This window comes from Mucilaginibacter gracilis (assembly GCF_003633615.1).
GTDB lineage: Bacteria > Bacteroidota > Bacteroidia > Sphingobacteriales > Sphingobacteriaceae > Mucilaginibacter > Mucilaginibacter gracilis.
Map to the genome: position 1 here is coordinate 4,451,143 of NZ_RBKU01000001.1, position 25,584 is coordinate 4,476,726.

General features: G+C 40.1%; 19 protein-coding genes. 11 read left to right on the forward strand and 8 right to left on the reverse strand.

Annotation, left to right across the window (positions count from 1 at the left end; translation table 11 throughout):
* Nucleotides 1-19 precede the first annotated feature (19 nt).
* The gene (hisG, locus tag BDD43_RS19780) at nucleotides 20-871 is read right to left on the reverse strand and encodes an ATP phosphoribosyltransferase (RefSeq protein ID WP_121199298.1); all 852 of its coding nucleotides are present in this window, start codon (nucleotides 869-871) and stop codon (nucleotides 20-22) included.
* A 267-nt stretch (nucleotides 872-1,138) separates the two neighbouring features.
* Nucleotides 1,139-1,474, reverse strand: a complete 336-nt coding sequence (locus BDD43_RS19785; RefSeq protein ID WP_121199299.1) for a MerR family transcriptional regulator — start codon at nucleotides 1,472-1,474, stop codon at nucleotides 1,139-1,141.
* A gap of 294 nt (nucleotides 1,475-1,768) precedes the next feature.
* On the opposite strand from BDD43_RS19785, the gene alaS reads away from it, so the two are divergent.
* The 6 genes from alaS (at nucleotide 1,769) to BDD43_RS19815 (ending at nucleotide 12,157) form a co-directional block, all read left to right on the forward strand.
* On the forward strand, nucleotides 1,769-4,573 hold the full coding sequence (gene alaS / locus BDD43_RS19790; protein WP_121199300.1) for an alanine--tRNA ligase: 2,805 nt from the start codon (nucleotides 1,769-1,771) through the stop codon (nucleotides 4,571-4,573).
* A gap of 72 nt (nucleotides 4,574-4,645) precedes the next feature.
* On the forward strand, nucleotides 4,646-6,400 hold the full coding sequence (locus BDD43_RS19795; protein ID WP_121199301.1) for a VanW family protein: 1,755 nt from the start codon (nucleotides 4,646-4,648) through the stop codon (nucleotides 6,398-6,400).
* 124 nt (nucleotides 6,401-6,524) lie between these two features.
* On the forward strand, nucleotides 6,525-9,143 hold the full coding sequence (gyrA, locus tag BDD43_RS19800) for a DNA gyrase subunit A (protein WP_121199302.1): 2,619 nt from the start codon (nucleotides 6,525-6,527) through the stop codon (nucleotides 9,141-9,143).
* A gap of 10 nt (nucleotides 9,144-9,153) precedes the next feature.
* Complete coding sequence (locus BDD43_RS19805) at nucleotides 9,154-10,272, forward strand: tetratricopeptide repeat protein (RefSeq protein ID WP_121199303.1); 1,119 nt, start codon at nucleotides 9,154-9,156, stop codon at nucleotides 10,270-10,272.
* Nucleotides 10,273-10,326: 54 nt separating this feature from the next.
* Entirely contained in the window at nucleotides 10,327-11,529 is a 1,203-nt protein-coding gene (locus BDD43_RS19810; protein ID WP_121199304.1) for a tetratricopeptide repeat protein, read from the forward strand.
* 286 nt (nucleotides 11,530-11,815) lie between these two features.
* Complete coding sequence (locus BDD43_RS19815; protein ID WP_121199305.1) at nucleotides 11,816-12,157, forward strand: hypothetical protein; 342 nt, start codon at nucleotides 11,816-11,818, stop codon at nucleotides 12,155-12,157.
* A gap of 299 nt (nucleotides 12,158-12,456) precedes the next feature.
* On the opposite strand, the gene BDD43_RS19820 is transcribed toward BDD43_RS19815, so the two are convergent.
* Nucleotides 12,457-12,969: a hypothetical protein gene (locus BDD43_RS19820; RefSeq protein WP_121199306.1), complete on the reverse strand. Its 513-nt coding sequence runs from the start codon at nucleotides 12,967-12,969 to the stop codon at nucleotides 12,457-12,459.
* A gap of 420 nt (nucleotides 12,970-13,389) precedes the next feature.
* On the opposite strand from BDD43_RS19820, the gene BDD43_RS19825 reads away from it, so the two are divergent.
* Nucleotides 13,390-13,833 (forward strand): acyl-CoA thioesterase, encoded by a 444-nt coding sequence (locus tag BDD43_RS19825; protein WP_121199307.1) that lies wholly within the window; start codon nucleotides 13,390-13,392, stop codon nucleotides 13,831-13,833.
* Nucleotides 13,834-13,836: 3 nt separating this feature from the next.
* On the opposite strand, the gene BDD43_RS19830 is transcribed toward BDD43_RS19825, so the two are convergent.
* From BDD43_RS19830 to BDD43_RS19840, 3 genes are all read right to left on the reverse strand, one after another.
* Nucleotides 13,837-16,020: a bifunctional alpha,alpha-trehalose-phosphate synthase (UDP-forming)/trehalose-phosphatase gene (locus tag BDD43_RS19830; RefSeq protein ID WP_121199308.1), complete on the reverse strand. Its 2,184-nt coding sequence runs from the start codon at nucleotides 16,018-16,020 to the stop codon at nucleotides 13,837-13,839.
* Nucleotides 16,021-16,151: 131 nt separating this feature from the next.
* On the reverse strand, nucleotides 16,152-16,688 hold the full coding sequence (locus BDD43_RS19835) for a DUF4142 domain-containing protein (protein ID WP_121199309.1): 537 nt from the start codon (nucleotides 16,686-16,688) through the stop codon (nucleotides 16,152-16,154).
* A 95-nt stretch (nucleotides 16,689-16,783) separates the two neighbouring features.
* Entirely contained in the window at nucleotides 16,784-19,369 is a 2,586-nt protein-coding gene (locus tag BDD43_RS19840) for a phosphoenolpyruvate carboxylase (RefSeq protein ID WP_121199310.1), read from the reverse strand.
* A 324-nt stretch (nucleotides 19,370-19,693) separates the two neighbouring features.
* On the opposite strand from BDD43_RS19840, the gene BDD43_RS19845 reads away from it, so the two are divergent.
* On the forward strand, nucleotides 19,694-21,835 hold the full coding sequence (locus BDD43_RS19845) for an FUSC family protein (RefSeq protein ID WP_246001673.1): 2,142 nt from the start codon (nucleotides 19,694-19,696) through the stop codon (nucleotides 21,833-21,835).
* Between the two features lie 49 nt (nucleotides 21,836-21,884).
* On the opposite strand, the gene BDD43_RS19850 is transcribed toward BDD43_RS19845, so the two are convergent.
* Nucleotides 21,885-23,234 carry a PhoH family protein gene (locus BDD43_RS19850; RefSeq protein ID WP_121199312.1) on the reverse strand — a complete coding sequence of 450 codons (1,350 nt, stop codon included), beginning with the start codon at nucleotides 23,232-23,234 and terminating at the stop codon, nucleotides 21,885-21,887.
* A 137-nt stretch (nucleotides 23,235-23,371) separates the two neighbouring features.
* Between BDD43_RS19850 and BDD43_RS19855 the strand changes: the two genes are divergently transcribed.
* Nucleotides 23,372-23,719 carry a hypothetical protein gene (locus BDD43_RS19855; RefSeq protein ID WP_147425688.1) on the forward strand — a complete coding sequence of 116 codons (348 nt, stop codon included), beginning with the start codon at nucleotides 23,372-23,374 and terminating at the stop codon, nucleotides 23,717-23,719.
* 51 nt (nucleotides 23,720-23,770) lie between these two features.
* Here BDD43_RS19855 and BDD43_RS19860 read toward each other — a convergent pair whose 3' ends face one another.
* On the reverse strand, nucleotides 23,771-24,280 hold the full coding sequence (locus tag BDD43_RS19860) for a hypothetical protein (RefSeq protein WP_121199314.1): 510 nt from the start codon (nucleotides 24,278-24,280) through the stop codon (nucleotides 23,771-23,773).
* Nucleotides 24,281-24,642: 362 nt separating this feature from the next.
* Between BDD43_RS19860 and BDD43_RS19865 the strand changes: the two genes are divergently transcribed.
* Nucleotides 24,643-25,077: a VOC family protein gene (locus BDD43_RS19865; protein WP_121199315.1), complete on the forward strand. Its 435-nt coding sequence runs from the start codon at nucleotides 24,643-24,645 to the stop codon at nucleotides 25,075-25,077.
* A gap of 39 nt (nucleotides 25,078-25,116) precedes the next feature.
* Nucleotides 25,117-25,491, forward strand: a complete 375-nt coding sequence (locus BDD43_RS19870) for a DoxX family protein (RefSeq protein WP_121199316.1) — start codon at nucleotides 25,117-25,119, stop codon at nucleotides 25,489-25,491.
* Nucleotides 25,492-25,584 lie beyond the last annotated feature (93 nt).

A 25,584-nucleotide genomic window follows, 5' to 3' on the forward strand; every position in this document is an offset into this window, starting at 1 on the left:
CCTTTAGGGGGCCGGGGGGTTAAGCAATTATCTTTTCAATTGGCATAACCACTATGCCTTGTGCACCTGCTTGTTTTAGCTTGCTTATTTTATCCCAAAAGTCGCGTTCGGGGATAACGGTATGAACGGCCACCCAGTCAGCTTCGGCCAATGGTACTACCGACGGGCTTTTCACTCCCGGAAGCAGGGCCAATACCTGGGCTAAATTATCGCGACTAACGTTTAGTACTACATACTTGGTTTCTTTGGCGCGCAATACTGATTGTATACGGGCAATCAGTTCTTCAATCAAGTCTGGCCTGTCAACATTTTTATTGCCAATCAGGATAGCTTCGGACGTCATGACATCGCTAAACGGTTTTAACCCGTTGCTCTTTAAGGTTCCGCCGGTTGATACAATATCAAAAATGGCATCGCTTAAACCCAGGCCGGGAGAAATTTCTACGGAGCCGGATATCATGCGCACATCGGCTTTGATATCGTTTTTAGCCAGGTATTTTTTAAGGATGGCAGGGTAGGATGTAGCAATGGATTTACCATTAAAATCCGACAGTTGCTGAATATCGCTGCTATTGGGGATGGCAATTTTTAGGGTGCATTTGCCAAAGCCCAGGCGTTGCAGGTAATTTACATCAACTTCGGTTTCCTCAATCATGTTTTCGCCTACGATGCCCAGGTCGGCAATGCCATCCTGAACATACTCGGGAATATCATCGTCGCGAAGAAAAAGAATTTCCAGAGGGAAATTTGATACCGGCGAAATAAGGGAGCTTTTGTAGTTCTCGAAGTTTAATCCGCAGTTTTTTAGTAACTCAACAGATTTTTCATTAAGGCGCCCCGATTTCTGGATCGCTATTTTAAGTGTTTTCACAAATTTGGTATTAAGGGTAGTAATGGACTAAACGGGTTATTATTGCTAATAAAAACATACAGTAAATGCGTATCGTTACTTGGTACGATGGTGCAGATGCAGTTGATGTATGTGAAAACCGTTCATGTTTACTTGAGGTAAGTTGCGGCAAATATAACAAGATAATTGAAAAAACAAGAGCCTCACCTAAATCCTCTCCAAAGGAGAGGACTTTGAAACCAAGCACATCAAGAACCCTCTCCTTTGGAGAGGGCAGGGTGAGGCTCCCTACATCTGATCCCGCACCTCCAGCAAAAACTGCTTTAAAGTTTCTAACGAATTGATAACAGCCTGGTTATCTTTGGTTACACCTAAGTTTTCGCGCAGGTAATCTTTTGCACCTTGCAGGGTATAGCCTTTTTCGTTAATGAGGTTAAAAATAATTTTGAGGTTCGCAATATCTTCGGGAGTGAAGTAGCGGTTGCCCTTTTTATTTTTTTTGGGTTGCAGAATATCAAATTCCTTTTCGTAAAACCGCAACAACGATTGGTTTACATCAAACATGGCCGAAACTTCGCCCATAGTATAGTACAGCTTGCTAATGTCGCGTTCTTTGTAAGGCATAGGGCAAAGATATGTTGGATTTCGGATTTTTGATTTCGGATTGAAAGATTTTTTATTTCGAAGATCGGATGTTCGATTTCGGATTTGAAAAATGAATTGCTAACGTTTGAGTTTAGTGTGCTTTGCATCAAAGTACTAACATTTCTTCCTGATATTAAAAATTCCAAATCGAACCTGCGAAATAGAAATAAATTCGACATCGAACAGCCGATCTCCGAAATAAAAATAAATCCGAAATCGGACATCCGAAATCCGACATCAAAAAAATATCTTTGCACCCATAATTTTATACACATGACTGCTCAGGAAATACGTCAGGCTTTTTTAGATTTTTTTGCTTCCAAAGGACACCAGATTGTGCCATCGGCGCCAATTGTGGTTAAAAACGACCCCGCATTAATGTTTACCAATGCGGGCATGAATCAGTTTAAAGGTGTTTTTTTGGGAGAAGAGCCAATAAAGTTTCCGCGCGTTGTGGATACTCAACGTTGTTTACGAGTATCGGGCAAGCACGATGACCTGGAAGAAGTTGGTATCGACACATATCATCATACGATGTTTGAAATGTTAGGTAACTGGAGCTTTGGTGATTATTTTAAAAAAGAAGCCATAGCGTGGAGTTGGGAACTATTAACGGAAATTTACAAAATAGAGAAAGATCGTCTATACGTCACGGTTTTTGAAGGTGATGAAAAGGAGGGATTGCCTAAAGATCAAGAAGCTATTGATTTATGGTTGCAATATGTAAACGAAGATCATATAGTCTTAGGAAATAAAAAAGATAATTTTTGGGAAATGGGTGAAACAGGCCCATGCGGTCCGTGCTCGGAAATTCATTATGATGGGCGTTCATTGCAACAAAGATTAGAACTTCCAGGTCGAGATTTAGTAAATCAAGACAATCCCGACGTAATAGAAATTTGGAATAATGTTTTCATGCAATTCAATAGAGTTTTTGGTGGTGAAAAAGGCGGGCTATCAGAATACATTGCAGTTATAGAAGAAAATAAGAACAACCTTGGGCTTAATTTTGATATAAAAAAATGGAAATCTGACAATTTATTCCTTTATTCTAAACTAATCGACTTGCCTGCTAAACATATCGATACAGGTATGGGATTTGAACGTTTGGTAAGGGTGATGCAAGGTAAAGCATCTAATTATGATACTGATATTTTCCAACCCCTAATACAGTTTATTTCGGAGAAGAGCGGAATTAAATATGAAAAAGTTTCGGATAATTCCGGAGCAGATAAAATGGAAGCGATTTCTATGCGTGTTATGGCAGACCATATACGTGCAATCAGTTTTGCCATTATAGATGGACAATTGCCATCCAATAATAAGGCCGGCTATGTGATCCGTAGGATATTACGTAGAGCGGTTAGATATTCTTATCAGTTTTTAGGAATAAAAGAACCTTTTTTAAATAAATTGGTTCTTATTTTGGCCGAACAGTTTAAAGGTGTTTTTAATGAACTTTGGGAACAAAGAGAATTTGTGAAAAAAGTTGTTCTTGAAGAAGAATTAGCATTTTTAAGAACGCTGGAAAAAGGAATACTTCGATTTGATATAATCATGACAAGGGGCGCCGTTATTCCTTCAAATGCGGAGCTAACCAAAGAAATAAATGCGTACAGAGACCGAAAAATATTGCATGGGTTTGTTGCATTTGAATTGTTCGACACGTTTGGGTTTCCGATTGACTTAACGGAACTGATGGCGAAGGACTTTGACTTTACTGTTGACATTGCTGGCTACGAAGCCGCTCTCCAACAACAAAAAAACCGCTCCCGCGCGGCAACTGCCATTGATACCGGCGATTGGATTGTTTTAAAAGACGATGAAACGGTTGAGTTTGTAGGTTATAATGAAACCGAAACTATTGCTCACGTGGTTAAATACCGCAAGGTTAAGGCAAAGGGTGTGGAGCAATACCAGTTGGTTTTAGATAAAACGCCTTTTTATGCCGAAAGCGGTGGGCAGGTGGGTGATACCGGCGAACTGGTTTTTCCGGATGGTGAGATTGTTGCCGTTACCGATACTAAGAAAGAGAACGGGCTGATAGTACACTTTGTAGATAAACTTCCGCAGGATATTGACGATGCCTTAACCGCCATTGTCGATTTGGCTAAACGTAAGGCAACCAATAACAACCACTCGGCAACGCACTTGTTGCATGCGGCTTTAAAACAGGTTTTAGGTACGCATGTAAACCAAAAAGGCAGTTTGGTAAATGGCGAATATTTGCGTTTTGATTTTTCGCACTTCAGCAAGGTTACCGATAATGAAATAGCGCAGATAGAAGCTATCGTTAACGAAAAGATACGCGAGAATATTAACGTTGATATTAAAGAACTCCCCAAAGAGGAAGCGATTGCCTTAGGCGCAAACGCTTTGTTTGGCGAAAAATATGGCGATACGGTTAGGGTTGTAACAATAGATGCTAAATTTAGCATTGAGCTTTGCGGCGGTACGCACGTGCAATCAACCGGGCAAATAGGTTACTTTAAAATTATTACCGAAAGTGCCGTTGCCGCAGGTGTGCGCCGTATTGAAGCTATAACCGGCCTGGCTGCCGAAAAATATATCGGCAACCAAAATAAACTGATACAGGATATTAAAGAACTGCTTAAAAACCCGAAAGACATAGCCAAAAGCATTAAAGATTTAATGGACGAAAACAGCAAATTGAAAAAGGAACTGGAAAAATCCATCCTCGAAAAAGCTTCGGGTTTAAAACAAGGTTTGGCGGCGCAGGTCCAAAATATAAACGGGGTAAACTTTATTGCCCAAAAGGTTGATTTACCTAACGCTGATGCGATAAAAAATCTGGCTTATAGCTTAAAAGATATTGTACCCAACCTGTATTTAGTATTAGTTGCCGAAATTGACGGCAAACCTAACATCACGGTAATGATAGAAGAAAGCCTGGTGAAAGAAAAGGGTCTAAATGCCGGCAGCATCATCCGCGAATTGGCTAAAGAGATACAGGGTGGCGGCGGCGGTCAGCCATTTTATGCAACTGCAGGTGGCAAGGATGTTAGCGGCTTACCAAAGGTGTTAGAAAAAGCAAAGGCGTTTATTCCGGCAGGGTAAAAGTGTTATTTTAAAACGCACTTTTAAATAAAATTATTAAGTTTATGTCATCAATATTTTTGATGGCTGGCAATGCTTACAAAACAAACTTTAGCAAATAACCATAACTTTTTAAGTGAAGCTGTTTTTCATTTAAAGTCGCGGTTATTGATAGCCAAACGGCTTTTTGTTAATACGGTAACGCCTAAACAAAAATTATATCACAACAAAAGTTTAAAACAGCAAGCAGTTGTTTCGGTTTCGGAAAGTGAACTATGGAACGCAGACGATAATGCCGAAAACTGGATACTAACCGCCGGCAAAATAGAAAACTTGCGCATAGCCGTTAAAAAAATAAACGGTGTAGAAATTGATGCCGGGCAGGTGTTCAGCTTTTGGAAATATGTTGGCAGCCCCAACAAGTTAAAAGGCTACGTATTAGGTCGCGAAATAAGGGAAGGGTGCATAGTACCAACCATTGCAGGTGGTTTGTGCCAGCTATCAAACGGTTTGTATGATGCCGCATTAAAAGCAAATTTTGATATTATTGAACGCCACAAGCATACGCGGGTAATAAAAGGATCGTTGGCGGAGCAGGATAGGGATGCTACCGTAAAATGGAACTACATTGATTTGCGTTTTAAAGCCAATAAACCCTTTAGAATTGAAGCCGAACTTACGGCAGATAAACTTATTATCAAATTTAGAAGCGGCGGCACCGGAGTTACTTCGGAAATCGATTATGCAACTAAACTTAAGCCATCCCAATTAAACGATTGTTATTCGTGCGGCAATTTCGGTTGTTTTAATTATCCAAACCCCGATAAGCGCGCCAGTGCCAAACCCATAACCACCTTCGTGTTAGACGAAAAGTGGAACGAGTACAACGATTACATCAATAAACAGGCATCCGGTGATGATTATTTTATAGTACCCATACATCAAAGTAAGTTTATCAGGCTAAACAGATATAATTGGGTAATTGCCACTAACGCCAAAGTAAAAACCCTGCCATTAGTGGCTGTAAAAAGGGCTATTAGCCTTAGGCTGTTTGCAAAGGGCAACGTGTTTAAACAGGCCCTTAACTTTGATAGACAGTTGGCAAAAGCGGCGTCGAAAAACATCCCTATAGAATGCACACATTTAGTTATTGCGCAAAACCTGTTGCCTTTTATGTTTGAGTATGGTGCCTTAGGCGGGCGCACCTTTGATGTTTTGATGAACAGGTTACCCTTTGAACAATTGCACCAATGCCTTAACCATGCACACACCATACATTCGCGAAGCGAAACGCTCAATGATTTTCGCGCCCCGGCAAATTGGGTCGAATTTGAGTGCATTGCTTTAACTAAAGCCAGGCATATTGTAACGCCACACCAACAGATAGCTAATATTTTTAATAACAAAGCCGTTAAACTTAACTGGGCACTGCCTAACATTGGCAAAAAGCCGTTGGCGGGTAACAAAATTTTGTTCCCGGCATCGGCAGTGGGCCGCAAGGGTGCTTACGAAATAAAACAACTTGCAACAGAGTTAAACCTTGCACTTGTAGTTACCGGCAAAGCTACCGAGTATGAAAACTTTTGGGATGGCGTTAAAACTGAACCCGCAGGGCAAAATATATTGGATGGTATAGGGCTGGTTATTTACCCGGCTTATGTTGAACACCGGCCGGTTATGCTGCTAAAAGCACTTGCCGCCGGCATACCCGTTATAACCACTACAGCCTGCGGCTTGCAGGCACACCCTAATTTAACCATTTTGCCAACCGGTAATTTTGAATTGCTAAAGCAAACGGTTGAATTATATTTGAGTAAAAGCAAAACTTTTGATACGCTTAATACATAATCTACAACATCAAAATTTATCCACAGCGTACCCCCGTACCACATATTTTGTTAACTTCGCACGTCGCTTTAAAAAGCACCTAAATTTAATTTTGTAATAAGCGACGATTGCATAAAATATAACAATGGCTGAAGATTTAGAAAATGGCGGCGGAGGCTCGTCTGATAAAATTATCCCTATCAATATTGAAGAAGAAATGCGGTCGGCATACATCGATTATTCGATGTCTGTTATCGTATCAAGGGCTTTACCTGATGTTCGCGACGGTTTAAAACCTGTACACAGGCGCGTACTTTTTGGTATGCTTGATTTGGGATTGAACGCAAACAAACCTTATAAAAAGTCGGCACGTATTGTGGGTGAGGTACTCGGTAAGTATCACCCGCATGGCGATTCGTCGGTATATGGCACTATGGTGCGTATGGCCCAGGATTGGAGCCTGCGATACCCTTTGGTTGACGGGCAGGGCAATTATGGCTCGATAGACGGTGATAACCCTGCGGCAATGCGTTACACCGAGGCAAGGTTGCAAAAAATTGCCGAAGAGATGCTGGCCGATATTAATAAGGACACCATAGACTACCAGTTAAACTTTGACGACTCGTTACAAGAGCCAACTGTATTGCCCGCTAAGTTCCCTAACCTGTTGGTTAACGGAGCATCGGGTATTGCGGTAGGTATGGCTACCAATATGGCACCACACAACCTTACCGAGGTTGTAAATGCCACCATAGCTTATATTGATGACAGGGCCATTGAAATTAGCGAACTGATGAAGTTTGTTAAAGGCCCCGATTTCCCCACCGGTGGTATTATTTATGGTTTTGAAGGTGCCCGCGAGGCATCAGAAACCGGTCGTGGCCGTATTGTATTGCGCTCGCGCGCCGAGATCGAGATTTATAACGGCGACCGTGAACGCATCATCGTTACCGAGATACCTTATCAGATCAATAAATCCATCATGATTGAGCGTACTGCCGAACTGGTGAATGAAAAGAAACTGGAAGGCATATCGGCCATTCGCGACGAATCAAACCGTGAAGGTATCCGTGTGGTTTACGAAATTAAGCGCGATGCCAATGCGGCTATTGTGTTAAATAACCTTTTTAAATACACATCGTTACAAACATCGTTTAGTGTAAATAATATTGCGCTGGTACATGGCCGCCCAATGTTATTGAACCTGAAAGATTTAATACATCACTTTGTTGAGCACCGCCACGAAGTAATTATACGCCGTACCAAATTTGAACTGGCCGAAGCCGAAAAACGCGCCCATATATTAGAGGGTTTGTTAATCGCCTTAGACCATTTGGACGAGGTTATTCAACTGATACGCAGTTCGAATACTCCGGACGAGGCTCGCGACGGCTTGATGACGCGCTTTGACTTGAGCGAAATACAGGCCCGTGCTATTTTGGATATGACGCTTCGCCGTTTAACCGGACTGGAACGCGATAAGATAAAAGCGGAGTATGCCGAACTTATGAAACTGATAGATTACTTAAAATCTATTTTAGCCGACGAAGGTTTGCGTATGCAGATCATCAAAGACGAACTGACCGAGATTAAAGAAAAATACGGTGATGAGCGCCGCACACAAATAGTGCATTCATCTGCAGAAATGCAAACCGAAGATTTTATTGAGGATGAAAATGTGGTAATCACTATATCGCACGAAGGTTACATTAAACGTACACCTTTAACCGAATACCGCACGCAAGCAAGAGGAGGGAAGGGAGCTATAGGCAGCAATAGCCGCGATGCCGATTTTATTGAGCACCTGCTTATTGCATCAAACCATAATTACATGCTGTTTTTTACCGAAACAGGCCAATGCTTTTGGCTGCGTGTGTTTGAAATTCCCGAAGGTACGCGTACATCAAAAGGGCGTGCTATCCAAAACATCATCAATATCCCTAAAGAAGAAAACATTAAGGCTTATATTAAGTTAACAAGCCTAAAGGATAAAGATTATTTGGAAAATAACTTTATTATTATGTGTACCCGCAAAGGTGTGATCAAAAAAACTTCGTTAGAAGCTTATTCACGTCCGCGCGCTAACGGTATCAACGCCATCAACATCAATGAAGGTGATACTTTGCTTGAGGCAACGTTAACAACTGGCAGCAGCGAAATTGTAATGGCCTTAAAATCGGGCAGAGCAATACGCTTTAACGAATCAACCGTTAGGCCAATGGGGCGTACTGCAACAGGTGTTAGAGGTATTACCCTCGCCAGCGAAACCGACGAAGTTGTGGGTATGATAGCTATTGATGATGCCGCCACAACGGTATTAGTAGTATCAGAAAAAGGATATGGTAAACGTACCGATATTGACGACTACCGCGTAACCAACAGGGGAGGTAAGGGTGTTAAAACCATTAACGTTACCGATAAAACCGGCCAATTAGTTGCTATTAAAGGAGTTACCGACGAGCACGATTTGATGATTATTAACCGATCGGGCATTATTATACGTATTGCAGTTAGCGAGTTAAGAACAATGGGCCGGGCAACGCAAGGAGTGAGGTTAATATCGTTAAAAGAGAACGACAGTATAGCCTCGGTGGCACAGATAGAACGCGAAGAAGAGGTGGTAGAAGCCGAAGCTGCCGAAGAAACAGTTACTGAAGGAGAAGGCACTATAATTGCTGAAGCCAGCGAACCGGCTGAAGGCGACAGTAATGCAGACAGCGACGCAACTGAAGGCACTGCCGACGAGGACGAAATAGAAGAATAAATTTTAGGTTATGTTAATCCGTAAAATAACTTTACTGATCGCATGTATTTGTTTTACATCCTTTATTGCCAGGGCACAGTCCGAGGCGATGAAGGATGTAATTAACAACCTGGCCCTGTACCATAAAAAAAACGATGTGAAATATTTGGGCGATTCAAAAAAATCGGTCGATGCAACTTTCAAAACCCATTCGGATAGCGTGGACATGGGTAAAAATGTGTACAAGGCAATGGTTTATGCCACCATTCTTAATATCGATTCGGTAAACAAGCTTAACCTGCCCGATACCATGCTGTTACAAACCACAAAGCTTGTAAACAGGTTATTGCACATGCGCAAAATATACAGGTACAACCTCGAAATGAATTACAGTAAGGGCTGCCTGGCCAATGTATATCAGCGTAAAGCGTTTGATTATTATACCAAAAACAATTACCGCCTTGCTATATCAAATTTTAATATAGCCAAAAGGTATGTGCCTGCCGCTAAAGAAATTAATGTTTATCTGGCCAATATTTATTATAAGTTAGGCAATTACAAAACTGCTGTGGCTTATTACGATACGGTTTTAATGCTAAAAAAACCGCGCCTCGAACACATACAAACTGCAGCAAATGTTTATAAAACACTGGGCGATACTACAAGGAGCCTACAAATTATACAACAAGGATTAGACGAGTATCCGGGTGATAAATATTTACTATCTGAGGAAGCAAATATTTACAACAATCAAAAAAATTACGACCTGTTAAAGCCGGTGCTTAATAACCTGATGACAATTGCACCTAACGACCCGAATGTTATTTTTATGGCCGCCAATTGCTACGACCATTTGAACGACCCGGATAGGGCAGAGCAACTGTATCACCAGGTGATTGACATTAACAACAATAACTACGATCCGATTTTTAACCTGGGATTGCTTTATTTAAAAAAAGCCCTGCATCAAAACAAACCTGAGCAATACCAGGTTTGTATAAATCAATCGCAAAACTGGCTCGAAAAGGCGAGCGAAATGGCCCCCAATAGCGAAACGTGTTTAAAAGCACTACAAATGCTATATTTGCAAACGGGCGATCAAACTCAGCTGAAAAAGGTAAATAATAAATTAAACCAGTTAACCAATTGAAATAAAAAATGCATTTTAGCGATGCATTAATAATAACCACTAAAATAATTGACAATGAAAATTAAATTTCTGATAACAGGCTTATTATCACTTGTTTCGGTAACTGCCGTTTTTGCGCAGAAAGATGTGCTTAGAGATGCACAAGATGCTTTTACCAAATACGATGGGTTAAGGGCTTCGCCTAAATTAGCACTCCCAAGCTTAACAACAGCTAAAGATTTAATAGACAAGGCCGCTGTACACCCCAAAACATCGGGCTTGCCGCTTACTTACACCGTTAAAGGTGAAATTTACGCAGCATTAGCTTTAAATGATACCGTAGCAAGCAGATCGACACCTTTGTTTATTACTGCCGATGAAGCTTTGAAAAAAGCAAAAGAACTGGATACAAAAGGGGAGAACAAGAAACAGATTGAGGATTCGTACAGAACCCTTGCTCAGTACACCTTTAATAAGGGTGTTAGGCAATACCAAAAAGGTAACTATAATGGCGCTTACGAATCTTTTGATTATTACAGAACCGTGATGCCCGAAGATACCAACGCCATATTTTACACCGGCTTATCGGCGTTAAACTCAAAAAAGTACCCCGAAACAATTAAGTTATACACTAACCTTTTAGCTACACCGTACACCGGCAAAGCAAATATTTACGGCGATTTGGTGCAGGTTTATATGTTAAATAAAGATACCGCCGGTGCTATGAAAATAGTATCAGAAGCGGTTGCTAAATACCCAGCAAACGCCAGTTTGCGTAACCGTGAAATACAGCTTTACCTACAAAAAGGCCGTGTTAAAGAATTAGGTGATAAATTGGATAAGGCTATTGAGGTAGACCCTAAAAATAAGAGCTTATACTATTACCAGGGTTACATTTTGCTGCAAGAAAAATCGTATGATAAGGCAGCAGACCAATTTGGAAAGGCTTTAATTATCGATCCGGATTATTACGATGCTAATTTGAATATGGGATTATCATACCTTAACCAAGGTATAGATTTGTTTAACAAAGCAAATACAATGCCTATAAGCAAATCAAACCCCAAAGCCAGCCAGGCTCAATACGATTTATTATCTAAACAAGCAATTGTATATTTTGATAAAGCTAAGCCGTATTTAGAAAAAGCTACTGCTGAGCAACCAAAAGAAGAAGACCCGATTGATGCTTTAAAAAAGGTTTACTTGGGTAAAAAAGATGCTGTAAATGCTAATTTGATGCAAAAGAAATTAGATGCTTTAAGAGCAGGCAATAAATAAACAAATAGGAGCCCGGTAATTCGGGCTTTTATTGAATGAAGTTACTTAACATAATATTAATTATAGGATATGTGTTTTTTTATCACAGCGCACTGCAATAGCTGCTGCTGTTGGTATCTGCCAGCCGGTGGTTGGTGGCTTTGTGTAATATCAAATACCTCAAACTTTTCATAAGCCACAGCCTCGATAACAACTTCCAATTAAAATAAATTATTTTTTTTGGCTTAATACTCATTAATGAGCATTCTTTTTAATAAATTAGTTTTACAAATACTAAATTTAAATCATGAAAATAGTAAAAATAGCATTCAGTTTTATTAGCATGATGGCCATATTGTTCGTTACCAAGGTTGTAAGTGGTCAAACAACGCAACCTAATGTTCTTTTTGGATGCTATTTTCAACCAGCCGTAATTCGTATTCAGGGCGATACCATTGCCGCAGTTGGTTTTGCACAGTCGGCGGCAGTTTATATCATGAATTTAAAAGAGCCAAAAGCCAACGAAAAACTTGAACTATTAAAGCAAGCGAAACTGGAAAGAAAATTTGTTTGCATTTACGTCAAAAAAAATACTGTAGCGGGAGCGACAATCATCACCGATGTTAAATTGGCACCAATTCATAAATGATTTTCTTCCTTGTGGCACTCCCCTACCATAAGCTCATTTTTTTACAAGCCGCATGCTGCAATTACTTATTTTTAGTGAGTGGGGTTACTTGCGGTACACCATCGCGCTTTAGCCACCCAGCCCGGGTTTTAGTTTGCGCACTGCGGTAAATTGCAGACAGCCGTTGCCTGCATACCTATACAGGTATTACGATAATACTGTTATCCCGTTTACCTCGCCGACAACGCAACAACTGATAGTTTTAACAAAAAAAAAGCCGGACAAAACGACCAGCTCTTATTATTACTTTACGGGATAAATTATTTTACTTGTTTGAAAAAATAAACATCGGAATTAGAATTAACCTTAACTAAAATCTCTTCTTTTTCGTTTTTCAGATCAACAAAGAAAACTTTAGTTTCGTCTGCATTTGATGATGCATAAGGCTCCAGTGCAGATGTGCTTGTTGCTTTAGGCTGTAGTTCAATAACTTCGCCTACCTGGTAACCGGCATATTGAGTGGCTATTTCTTTTTGAGCTGCAGCAGGAATACTGGTAATGGTGATGGCGCGGGTAATGCCCATGTACTCGCCGGTTACCGAATAAAAAGCAGTATATTTTTGTCCGTTAGAAATAAAGTCAGCTTTTTGGCAGTTGGCATCAACTTTCCAAACAATATCTTTAGCATCTTTAAAATCATAGGCAAACTGATTTAAAACTGTATACGATACAGCTTCGGAATTTGATGCATCTTTCTTTTTACCACCATCGGCAGCAAAAACACCTATTGATAAACTCGAGAATAATATAGCAGTTACTAATATCTTTTTCATGACTCTTAAATTAAATGTTTAAAATTTTAATTACATAACAAAAGTAAGGCTGAATTAACATATATTCAAATAAAAATGAATTTTTATGATAATTTCATAACAAATTACTGTTTTCTTTGCAATTATTAATTTAACTCGGTTTAGATAGTGTATTTTTAACAATATGTAAAATTAAGTGATTGCTATTTTTAAATTAAAAACCTTAAAACTTTATAAAGTTGGTAACAAAATCGATATTTTACTGTAATTTATATTGCAAAGTATCGCTTTTGTTGAAATTAAGAATCTCCTTTAGCAAAAGAGATAAGCTTACAAAGCCTGATTTGTGCCATTATAAGGTTAAATACTCAGCGTTTTTTTGAAACACTAACCATTGTAGTGTGTTTGTCAATTGAAACAAGCAATTACTATATTTGCAACATGCCACATACAACCATTTATAAAACTTTTGAAAGCGAATTAAGGGTGCGTCCTGATGATATTGATATGTTTAGGCATGTACATAACAGTAAATACCTGGATTATGTGCTGGCAGCCCGCTACGACCAGATGGACGTTTGCTATGGCATGTCGATGGAGAAGTTTATGGAGCGCGGCTTTGGTTGGGTTGTAAAGGCGGTACATATTAACTACAAACGCGCACTGGTGCTGGGCGACTATTTTATTGTGAAAACAAGCATAGAAACTATTGACGACCGCGGTTGCCGTGTAAGATTTATGATAACCAATAAAACTAACGACAAAACCAGTTGCGACGGATGGTTTGATTTTGTTATGATTGATATGATTACCGGCAAAGCGGTAAAAATACCCGATGATATTTTACAGCATTACAACATGCTGGTTGAAGAGGTTGCCGTTTAAAGTTTATGCTCCCAATTGAGTTAATGAGCGTAACAAACGGCGAACCTCGAAAGGGTTGCGCAGGTAGTATTTGGCAGCGGAGTTATTGCTGCCTATTTTAATTGTTATCGCTTCGGGTGGCAGGGCTTTAAAAATATCTTCGTCGGTATGGTCGTCGCCAAGGGCCATAATCAGGTCATAATCCTGATTAGCAAGTAAGGTAAGCGAGGCTTTTCCTTTATTTATTTCCATGTTTTTCACCTCAATAACTTTATCGCCGGGTAATATTTGCAGGCCCTTATCTAAAACAAGGTATTTTAGGTTGCTCATTAACTCGTTCGACCGTAATTCGCCCAAGCCATCTTCCACTTTGCGAAAATGCCATACCAGCGAATACGTTTTTTCTTCGATAAATGATCCCGGTGTACGGTCTACATAACTTTCTAAAATTTGCATCACGTCGGGCTTCCATTGGTCGGTAAGGCCGGGTATGCGGTGCCATTTTTGCCCTTTATACTTAGTCCATGCACCGTGTTCGGCAACTAAATCTGTTTGGGTGTGGCTAAACCAATCGTTTAAATTTTCGTGCTTACGGCCACTAATTAAAACAACGTGGTTTGCAGGGTCGGCTGTTAGTTTATCCAGCAGGTCGTAAAGGTCTTTATCGGGTATAGCTTGCTCGGCGGTGGCTTTAAAGTTAACAAGCGTGCCATCGTAATCTAAAAATATAAGGCGTTTGGTAGCATTGGCAAATTGATCTTTGATGTGCTGCTCGGTTTTATAACTTACATGCTTGGTTCGCATAGCAAGTTGCATCTCTTTAACCTCGGCCAGTTTATTTATAAAAAGCTTAACCCAATGGTTTACATTAAATTTAGAAACCATACTGCGCAACTGTACCATCCGGCGCTTCTTTTCGTCGGGAATCATGTTGAGGGCAGCAACAATGGCGCTGCATACCTCAACCATATTGTTAGGGTTTACTATGATGGCTTCGGTAAGCTCTTTAGATGCGCCTGCCATTTCGCTTAATATAAGTACCCCGTCGTTTTTAGTACGGCTGGCTACAAACTCTTTACTAACCAAATTCATACCATCGCGCATGGGTGTAACCAGGCAAACATCGGCAATATGGTACAGTGCCGATAGCGTTTCGATAGGAAAAGAGCGATAATAATAATGTATCGGGTTCCAATCCATGGTACGGTACAAGCCGTTAATATTACCTACGCGTTTATCTATTTGGTCGCGCAGTTCTTTATACTGGGGAACGGTATCGCGCGATGGCACCACAATCATGTAGAGCGATACTTTCTCTTTGTATTCGGGATAGGTTTTTAATAACATTTCGAAAGCCTGTAGACGCTGCAATATGCCCTTGCTGTAATCGAGCCTATCAACAGACAGGATGATTTGCAGACCTTTGAAATTATGTTTTAAAAGTTTAACCTGCTCCAGCACTTCGGGTGCTTTGGTTAGGGCAGCATATTTTTCGCTATCGATACCCATCGGGAACGATTCTACAACGATAGACCGGTCGCCGGTATTGATAATATTTGACGACGACCTTACCGGCAGCAGCCTTGTAGCCGCGCTCATAAAATGCCGGGCATCATCAAAGGTATGAAAGCCAATTAAATCGGCACCGAGGATACCATCAAGCAATTCGGCGCGCCAGGGTATAAGCCTAAACATTTCGTATGAGGGGAACGGGATATGTAAAAAGAACCCGATTGAAACATCGGGCCGTTCGTTTCTAATTAGTCCGGGTAATAAAAGCAATTGATAATCGTGAACCCAAACAATATCGCCGGGCTCCAATATTCTTAAAACAACATCTCTAAATTTTTTATTAACCTGTTGGTAAAACTGCCAGTTGCTTTGTTTGTAGCTGGCGTATGTTGATGCATAGTAGTGAAATACAGGCCAAAGCACTTCGTTAGAAAAACCTTCGTAGTACTCATTAATTTCTTCTTGCGATAGGTAAACGGGCATTAAACTTAAATCGCGAAGTTTATGGGTAATATCTGGTTGTTGCTCTTCGGCCACGTCTACGCCGGGCCATCCTATCCAAACGTTATCGCCTTGTTTATATATTGAGCCTAAACCGGTAGCTAACCCGCCTTCACTGGGTTCAAGGCTGTAGTTGCCCTCGTTTCCGGTAATTTTTACAGGCAGCCTGTTTGATATAATGATGGTTTTACTCATAGCAATGTTTACTATGAAATAAAATTTGGGCCCATTTGTTTGTACAGATGCTGTTATTAATATACAGTTAACAAAAAAAGGGAAGCTGTTTTATGAGCTTCCCTTTGGCAATAAGGCTTTTATAGTATTTACTATTTTAAAGACGCCTGGATAGATTTTGCAGTTTTTAAATGGTCGTCTATTTTAGGGGCTATTTTATCAGCTATCTCGCGAATATCGGTATAAGTACTTTCTTTTCCGCCATCAAAAAGCTCCTTAGCTTCTTCATGATCCTTAACCATCATTTCTATGTATGCCTTATCAAAAGCAGCACCGGTTTTGGTAGCCAGGCTATCCAATAATTCGGTATGCTCTTTGTTAACCTGTGGTTTAAGGTAAACATATTTGTGATCGGCAAGCGTATCAATTTCAACTCCGGCTTCCGAATGATCTTTAATCAGCATTGCGGCAAAATCGGTAACCTCTTTATTAGTTGAGTTTTTCAACGCAATTTTTGAAGCTTCAATTTCTGTTAATCCGCCTTCGTGAGCACCTTGTATAAAGGCTAAGCCATTGGGGTCAACATTAGTACGGTTGTTATAAGCCTTGGCCCTATCCGGACTGCATGATTGTATTGATGCAGTAGCCAAAACGGCCAGCATAATAAAACTAAGTGATTGGATTTTCATTGATGTTAATTATTGTATTTGGCAAAACTAATAAATATTATACATATGGCGCTCAATTTTTATCCCAAAAAGCATTTCGTTTGCGTAAAATAGTATTAAGCTAAGTTGCGGCCTGCATTAACAATGCCATAAACTGTGCGTACTATCAGTTTGTTATAAACGGCATAAAATTTATCGTCGGGCGGTAAGGTGTTAAGTTGCTGCAAGGCAAAGTGTTGCAAAATAACCAGCGGTAATACTATCTTTTCGCGTATGGCGATGGACTTTCTTTCAACGGGATATTCCTGCATCAGCACAGTTGAGCCGGTTAAGGTTAAAAGCAATTCGCTTGTTAAGTCAAATTCGTCTTTCAGCATCTTCCAAAAATCGCCAAATGTTTCATCGCTGGCCAGGTAAGCGGTGATACGGAAGTCGGACTTAGACATCGACATCATACAATTATCTATCATCGTTTTAAAGAATCCCGATTTAGCATACAAATCTTTTAAACCATCCCAATGGCCATCGTCTTTCATCTTTTTTAATGCAGTGCCTACACCATAAAAGCCCGGTATATTTTGTTTTAACTGGCTCCATGCCGTTACAAAGCTAATGGCGCGCAAATCCTCAAGCTTTAACTCCGAATTGGCGTTACGCTTGGTTGGCCTGCTGCTGATGTTAATGTTGGACAGGAGTTTAAGCGGACTCATTTTTTCGAGATACTTTAAAAACAAAGGATGCTCGCGCAAGGCCATAAACTTTTTGTGGCTGGCTTCGGCCATGTCCGAAATCATATTTTTATGGCTGTCGTCCAATAAATCGTTAACATTGGGGTTCATAGCCGATACGATGCCGGCGTTAACCAACTGCTCCATATTAAACACGGCAGTATCCTGCGAGCCATATAAGGAGCTAACAGTTTGGCCCTGAATAGTGAGCTGAATATTATCGTTAGCTATTTCTTTACCCATTGATGAGTAAAAACGGTGCGTTTTACCGCCGCCACGGGCCGGCGGCCCTCCTCTCCCATCAAAAAACGCCAGTTCGATTCCATATTTTAAGGCCATAGCGGTAAGTTCAACTTTGCCTTTGTATATCGACCAATTTGCCATTAAGTAGCCACCATCTTTAGTACTATCAGAAAAGCCAAGCATGATGGTTTGCTTGTTGTTGCGGCGTTGCAAATGCTCTTTGTAAAACGGATGAGTGTACAAAAGCTCCATTACATCGGCAGCGTTAGCTAAATCGTTTACGGTTTCAAACAGTGGCATAAAATCAACACTGAGTTGCTCTTTTTTCCATCCCGACCATAAAAACAGGTTGATAAGTTGCAATATATCTGATGCTTGCTGGCAATTGCTGATGATGAAACGCTGGCAAGCCTTTTCGCCACCGGATAGCTGAATATCTTTCATCAGCCTGATGGTTTGCAGGGTATCTTTTACCATATCGTCGGCATCGTCTAACGGGCTGTAGTTGATCTCGGTAAATTGGATGGCTTTCAGTTTGCCGGCCTCGTCTAAATCAAAATACTTGCTGCTATCCGCACTTTTTAACGAACTATTATCGGTGCAGTACTTATATACATTGCGTAGCACACGGCTATCTTGCCGTATATCTAAAGTGGCAAAGTAACAGCCAAACAGCTTAACCTTGCGTATCATGCTATCAACAAGGTTTACAAACAGCGAGTAATGGTCTTTCTCCAATACATCTTTAACGGTAAGCAGGTTTTGCAGTATTTCGGCTTTTTGGTTTTGAGGTTTATCGCTCGCGTTAAAAGCGTTTTGATAAAATATTTCATCAAGCTTATTCATCGCCTTGGTAACTCCGCGAAAGCTGATGCGTTTTTTCATCTCTTTAAACTCGCGGTAATAACACCTAAAAATAGACCTCCGCAGGTGAACAACTACTTCCTGAGTGCTTTTTGACGAAACATTAGGATTACCGTCGCGGTCGCCTCCGGGCCAAAAGCCTAATTCAATAACCTGGTGTTCGCCGTCGCCATCAAACTGGTCGTCAACCTTTGCTTGTATAGAGGCTGCGGCATTGTAAAATATGTTTTCTAAAAACCAGGCCAGGCTAACAGCTTCGTCAACCGGGGTTGGCGATGTTTTATTAAAGAAAGGAGTTTTACCTAATTGCTGTAACAACAGGTTAACGGTATTAATATCATCGTGTTTTAGGGCCTCGCTTAAATCGGTCATGATACCTAAAACCGGACCGGGGTAAAACTGCGTTGGGTGTGCAGTTAGCACCAGCCTTAAACAAAATTTGTTTAACTTTTCGCCAATGGTTTTACGCATATCGTCGCGGCTTTGGGCTTGCTGTAACAAGCCTTGTATGGTGCCGCCACCATCGTCGTTATGGCCAAGTTTGTTAAAGGCAGCGTCTTCAATCGAATCAAACAATACAACCTGCCGTTCAATATATTGTATAAAACGGAACAAACGGTTCAAGCGTTCCTCACGATCAATATCGGGCACATACTTTTCAAAAAAGCTTCGTATAATTTCCAGTGGTGCAAGCTGCTCGGCGGCCCCATGTTCGCAGTGCGAACTAAAAAAGGGTAGCAATATACCGGTATCCTTAACCTGGTAAAAAGGAAGCGTAAGGAATAAGCTGTTGTATAATTCAAAACGGGTAACAACTTCCTGATTAAAAGCTGTTTCTTTTTGACTAAGTTTTAAAACCGAGGTCATAGATTTTTTGTTGGTTTGATTGATGATATTTTAGTTATTGAGTTGTTAAGTTATTGAGTTGCGTAGTTAGGTAATTGAGTTGTGATGTTGTTACCTAAACAACTTAGCAACTTGTTAATTATTGGGCTATTATCTTAGTTACCTTAATAACCAATAACGTAATAACTCAATTACCTACCCAAGGGCTGAAAATAGGCAAATTAGCTGAATTAACCCTATTTAATTATAAAAAAACCCAGTAAATAGGTATGGTATGTATTACATTGCAATTACGATATGTTGTTTTGGGTTAAATATTACTTGGCTATATTAGCGCACTGATTAATGATGAAGCGCCACACCCGAGAAATACAAAGTTTTTTTTTCAGTCAGTACTTTTCTGATGGATTGCGTATTTCGTTGGGAGTTTTATTGCCATCGCTGGTGCTGGCTCAATTTGGATTATTGGCAACCGGCCTAACGCTTTCGCTTGGTGCCCTCTGCGTAAGCGGTGCCGATAACCCCGGCCCCGTAATGCATAAACGCAATGGTATGCTTATTTGCAGTGCCTTTATGTTTATTGTTGCCATTACCACAGGTTTTGCCCGCCTAAACGTGTTTACAATGGGGATAGAGATTGTGTTATTCGCTTTCTTTTTTTCAATGTTTTCGGTTTACGGTAACCGCGCAGCATCTGTAGGTACGGCTTGTTTGCTCATTATGATATTAATGATGGAACAAGCTTTGCAACCCGCACAAATACTGGGCTACAGCGCAACCATACTTGCCGGTAGCATTTGGTACACTTTATTAAGCATAACATTTTTTAGCATTAGGCCATATCGTGCGGCACAACAAGCCCTGGGCGAAAACATGCTGGATGTTGCCAAATTTTTACGCATTAAAGCCGACTTTTACCGGCCAGAAACTAATATTGAAGATAACTATCACAAAGTAGTATCGCAGCAGATACAGGTTAGCCACAACCAGGATGCTGTTAGGGAGTTATTGTTTAAAAGCCGCCTTGTGGTAAAGGAATCTACCAATGCCAGCCGCATATTGGTACTAACCTTTGTGGACCTGGTTGATTTATTTGAACAAATAATGGCTACGCATTATGATTATGCAGCCATTCACCAAAAATTTGAAAAGACGGGAATTCTGAACGATATTGCCCGCGTAATAGCGCACATTGCGGATGAGTTGGACAATTTGGGTTTTGCCATACAGGCAAATCTAACCTATAAAGACACTGTTAATATTGCACCTGAATTAGAGAAGCTAAAGGCCCGAATAGATGAACTTACCGTGGTTGAAAAGGAAATTAGCAACCTGGTATTAAAAAAGATACTCGTTAACCTTCGCGATATGGATAAAACCATCGTGAATATATCAAAATATTACAACTCCAAATCGGCTGAGTTATTGGAGAACCGGGCCGAAGTTGAATATTCAAAATTTGTTACCCATCAGGATTACGACAAACACATTTATGCCGATAACCTAACCTTAAGTTCGTCTATTTTTAAGCATTCGTTAAGGGTAGCTTTGGTGTGTTTAATTGGCTTTATTGCCAGTAAAACTGTTACGCACGGGCACCATAGCTACTGGATACTGCTCACCATTATTGTAATTTTAAAACCTGGCTTCAGCCTTACCAAGCAGCGCAATTACCAGCGTTTGTTAGGTACTATTGCGGGCGGCGCGGTGGGTATTTTGGTTTTGTACTTTGTTAATAATACCACAGCGCAATTTGTTATTTTAATGCTGTTTATGATTGGGGCATACAGCTTTCAAAGGCTTAATTACATAGTGAGTGTAATATTTATGACGCCCTATGTGCTGATACTTTTTAAATTTTTAGGCGTGGGCCATGTTGTTGAAGAGCGGATAATTGATACCATTATAGGGTCGGCAATAGCTTTTATAGCCAGTTATATTATATTCCCTACCTGGGAGTTTGAATTGATAAAAACTACGCTTAACGACGTACTGCAAGCCAATATTAATTACCTGATGAAGGTGGCCGAATCGTTATCGGGCAAAAATGTTAATACTACCGAATATAAATTAGCCCGTAAAGACGTGTATGTGTATTCGGCAAATTTATCAGCCGCTTTTGAGAGGATGACATCCGAACCCAAACGCCGGCAACAGCATATTAAAGAAGTACATAAATTTGTAGTGCTCAATCATATCCTCACTTCGTATATAGCCAATATAGCTTCGGCAATGATTAATAAGCCACAAACCACACAGCCTGATAATTTAAAGCTGGTTAAACGCTCCATCAATATTTTATTTGAGAGCGCAAAAAAAGTAACACCCGTGCAAACCGAACCGCCTAAAATACCCATTGCGGTTGGAGAAACGTTACCGCCAAAACCCGAAGTAACACTGGATGCTCATTTGTTAAAAGAGCAATTAGAGTTTATTACCAAAGTAAGTGCCGATATTGCCAAAGTAACAGACGCTTTGATTGATTAAATACTCACCATTTTTGATAACGATGTGTATGTTTTTAAGCGGCAATACGCTATAAAAGTTCGATAGCTAAATTGGCCAATTCGCTCCGCTCCCCTTTTTGCAAGGTTATGTGGGCGTATAGGGGGTGATTTTTTGCCTTATCTATAAGGTATGATAAACCGTTACTTTCGGCATCAAGGTATGGCGTGTCTATTTGGTAAATATCGCCTGTAAATACAATTTTGGTGTGTTCTCCCGCCCTCGATATAATGGTTTTAACTTCGTGGGGTGTTAAATTCTGGGCTTCGTCTACAATAAAAAATATTTTGGTTAAAGTGCGGCCTCTAATAAAAGCCAAGGGGGCAATGGCTATTTTATCGTTGGCAACAAGTTCGTCAATTTTAAACTGCATCTTTTCATCATCACTAAACTGGTCTTTAATAAACTTGAGGTTATCCCATATAGGAGCCATATAAGGGTCTATCTTCGATTTTACATCACCCGGTAAAAAACCTATATCTTTATTACTAAGCGGCACAATTGGGCGCGTAACAAATATTTGCCTAAAGTTTTTACGCTGTTCCAGTGCGGCGGCAAGGGCCAGCAGCGTTTTACCGGTACCTGCATTGCCCTGTATGCTTACTAGTTTTATATTGGGATTAAGCAAGGCATGTATAGCAAACGACTGCTCCATATTTTTAGGATGGATATTAAAAACAGGCTGCTCAACAATTTCTTCAATCTGCTTGGTTTGCCCATTATAAAATGCCGGAACCGATTTGCGTTTGCCATGCAGTATGTAAAAATGATTGTTTTGAAAATTACCAATTTCAAGGTCGGTGGCGTTTAAGGTTCCATTTTTTGAGAATTGGGTAAGTAGCGTATCGGCAACTTTGTTAACTATTGCCTTGCCGGTATAAAGCTGCTCCAGGTTTTTTATTTTACCGGTTTCATAATCTTCGGCATGCAAATCAAGCGATTTTGCTTTTAGCCTCAAACAAATATCTTTTGATACGAGGATAATTTTTTTGTCGGGATTTTCATATTGCAAACTTAGCGCGGCATTCAGTATCCGGTTATCAACTTTGCCGTCGCCAAATATCTCTACGGCGTCGGTGTCGGTTTTTTTATCTACAACAATTTTAAAATGCCCCTTGTTGGTGCCGTTTAACGGTAGCCAATGGCTAATGAGGTTACCTTTGGCAAATTCGTCAATTAAGCGTATAAAACTACGGGCCTCAAAGTTGCGGTTATCGTTCCCGTTTTTCATGTTATCCAGTTCTTCTAAAACCTGTATAGGCACGGCAACATCGTGCTCCTGGAAGTTTTGAAATGCATTATGGTCGTATAAAATAACCGACGTATCAAGTACAAATATTTTACGTTTACCAATGCCCCTGGTTTTAACCTCTTTGCTCATAGGGCTAAAATTAGATAAATTTAAACAACATAAAAGAAACCTCTTGTAAATAAAATAGGGCATTCAGCAAATATAAATAGTACTATGTATTGTATGGTACTATGTTTTATTTATCTTTGTGTTATAAAATAAAACAAATGAAAAAGATAAACTTTATATTGTTGGCTGCCTTTATAATTATAGCCCTAACAGCTTGCAGGCAAGGCAAGCATGTGGTTATACAAAATGATAATAATGGCGTTTTAACCCGAATGAGCTACTATGGTAAGATCGCTTTTGCCGATGACAACATGAGCATTAAAAGTATGTCGCCTGATAGTTATATTGAGTTTAAAATGGACGGCGAAAAGCTAATTGCCCAACGTGAAAACGGATCTATCATTTACGAATTAAGCGATGGCACAAAAACAAATACACTAAGCGAAGACAATAAACATTTTATAGCATCAGTATTAAAACGGGTGGGCAAATTTAATAACAGGTAAAAAGGCCAAACTGACGGCTTGCTTGCAGTAACTATTTTGAGCGTAGCAACGTTAGCGGCGCCTGCCGCCAAAATAGACGCCTGCATTAATGGAGAAATAATTTCTTAGTCCGCCGGTTACGTTGTATTCTAACGATCCCCGGAAACGGGATGTTTCGACACCTACCCTTGGGAAAAAACCAAAGTTATCAACCTGGTTGTCGCCGTTATTGTCCGATTGTGTAAAAACGCCTAAACCGCCGCCAATAAACAGCATGCTTGTTTTTTTTACGTCGGTTACGTAATAATCGCCGCTTAGGCAATCTGAAGAGTATGCGTGTACGCCACCGCCGTTATTTTTCAGACTGACATTTACCGCACCTTGAAACCTCAGGCCTAATGCAAATACGTCGCTAAGGCGGTAATGGGGCTCAATAGTAAAAGTAAATGTGGCGGCATTATCATTTAGCAGATCGACTCCGGCACCCAAATCAATTTTAAAGGCATGGTATGTTGTTGATTGTGCTTTTATAGCAGTTGCAAATGCAAACAAAGAGATAAAAACCAGCGTTAATTTAGTCATTCAGTTTTAATTTGATTTAAAAAGCAGGTTCAAAATAATATTGGGTGTATATGAGTATACGTTAAAGCTTTGTAAATTAACGTTTTATTTTGATTGAAACAACAAGGCTAACAATCCATAATTTATCTTCAGGTAAAATATGTCGCGGCAACGCTTTCATGTCTTCAGTATTAAACGCGGGGATAACGGGTATTGCCGGGTTATTAAAATTACAAGTTGTTTGATGCCCACCATAATTAATATTTGTAAACATTAAAAAAGCTGTCTCAAAATACACTTAAAATTGACTTTAAAGGCATCAAAACAAGATGATTATCATAACTTAGCTACAATTAAAAACCAAATATTAAACCAAATAAATTATGCCAATTATTCACCCTTACTTAACTTTTCCGGGTAATGCCGAGGAAGCTTTCAATTTTTACAAGTCTGTTTTTGGCGGTGAGTTTACAATGATACAACGGTATAAAGACATTTCCGGATCAGACAACTTAGGACCCGAAGATGCGGACAAAGTAATGCATATTGGCCTGCCTATTGGTAACGGCAATATTTTAATGGCTAGCGACGCTGTTGCATCTATGGGGAAGGGGCAATACACTTTAGGCGACAACTACTCTTTATCGCTGGGTGCGCAAAGTGAAGACGAAGCTGACAGGCTTTTTAATGGCCTATCTGCCGGTGGACAAGTAACCATGCCCTTGCAAAAAACCTTTTGGGGCGCATATTTTGGTATGTGGACAGACAAATTTGGCATGCAGTGGATGGTAAATTACGATTATAACGAACAGCAATAAACCCACCTTTTTTAAATCATATCATAAAATTAAAAAAAAATGAAAATCGCTTACATTATTGTACGTTCGTTACTTGGTGCCCTGCTTTTGTTTGCCTCAGTATCTTATTTTTTTCACTTAATGAAGGAACCCGTACCATCAGCGGATGTTAAAACTTATATGACGGGGATCAGCCTGGTGCATATCATGAGTATTGTAAAAGCTATCGAACTTGTTTGTGGCCTATTGTTTGTTATTGGGCGGTATAACACCTTAGCTGCGGTTGTAATATTCCCTATTCTTATTAACATCGCGCTGTTTAATGCTTACCTGGGCCCGTCGAACTTGCCAATGTCTATAGCCTTAATTTTAGCCGACTTGTTTGTAGCTTACTACTATCGCAATAATTATAAAACTTTGTTTGCTGCAAAATAGTAGCGGCCAAAATTTTGGCTCCTTATTTAACTAATAAAAAGCCTCGGTTTTTTAGCCGAGGTTTTACCCACATCAATAATCTTAGTTTTAAGG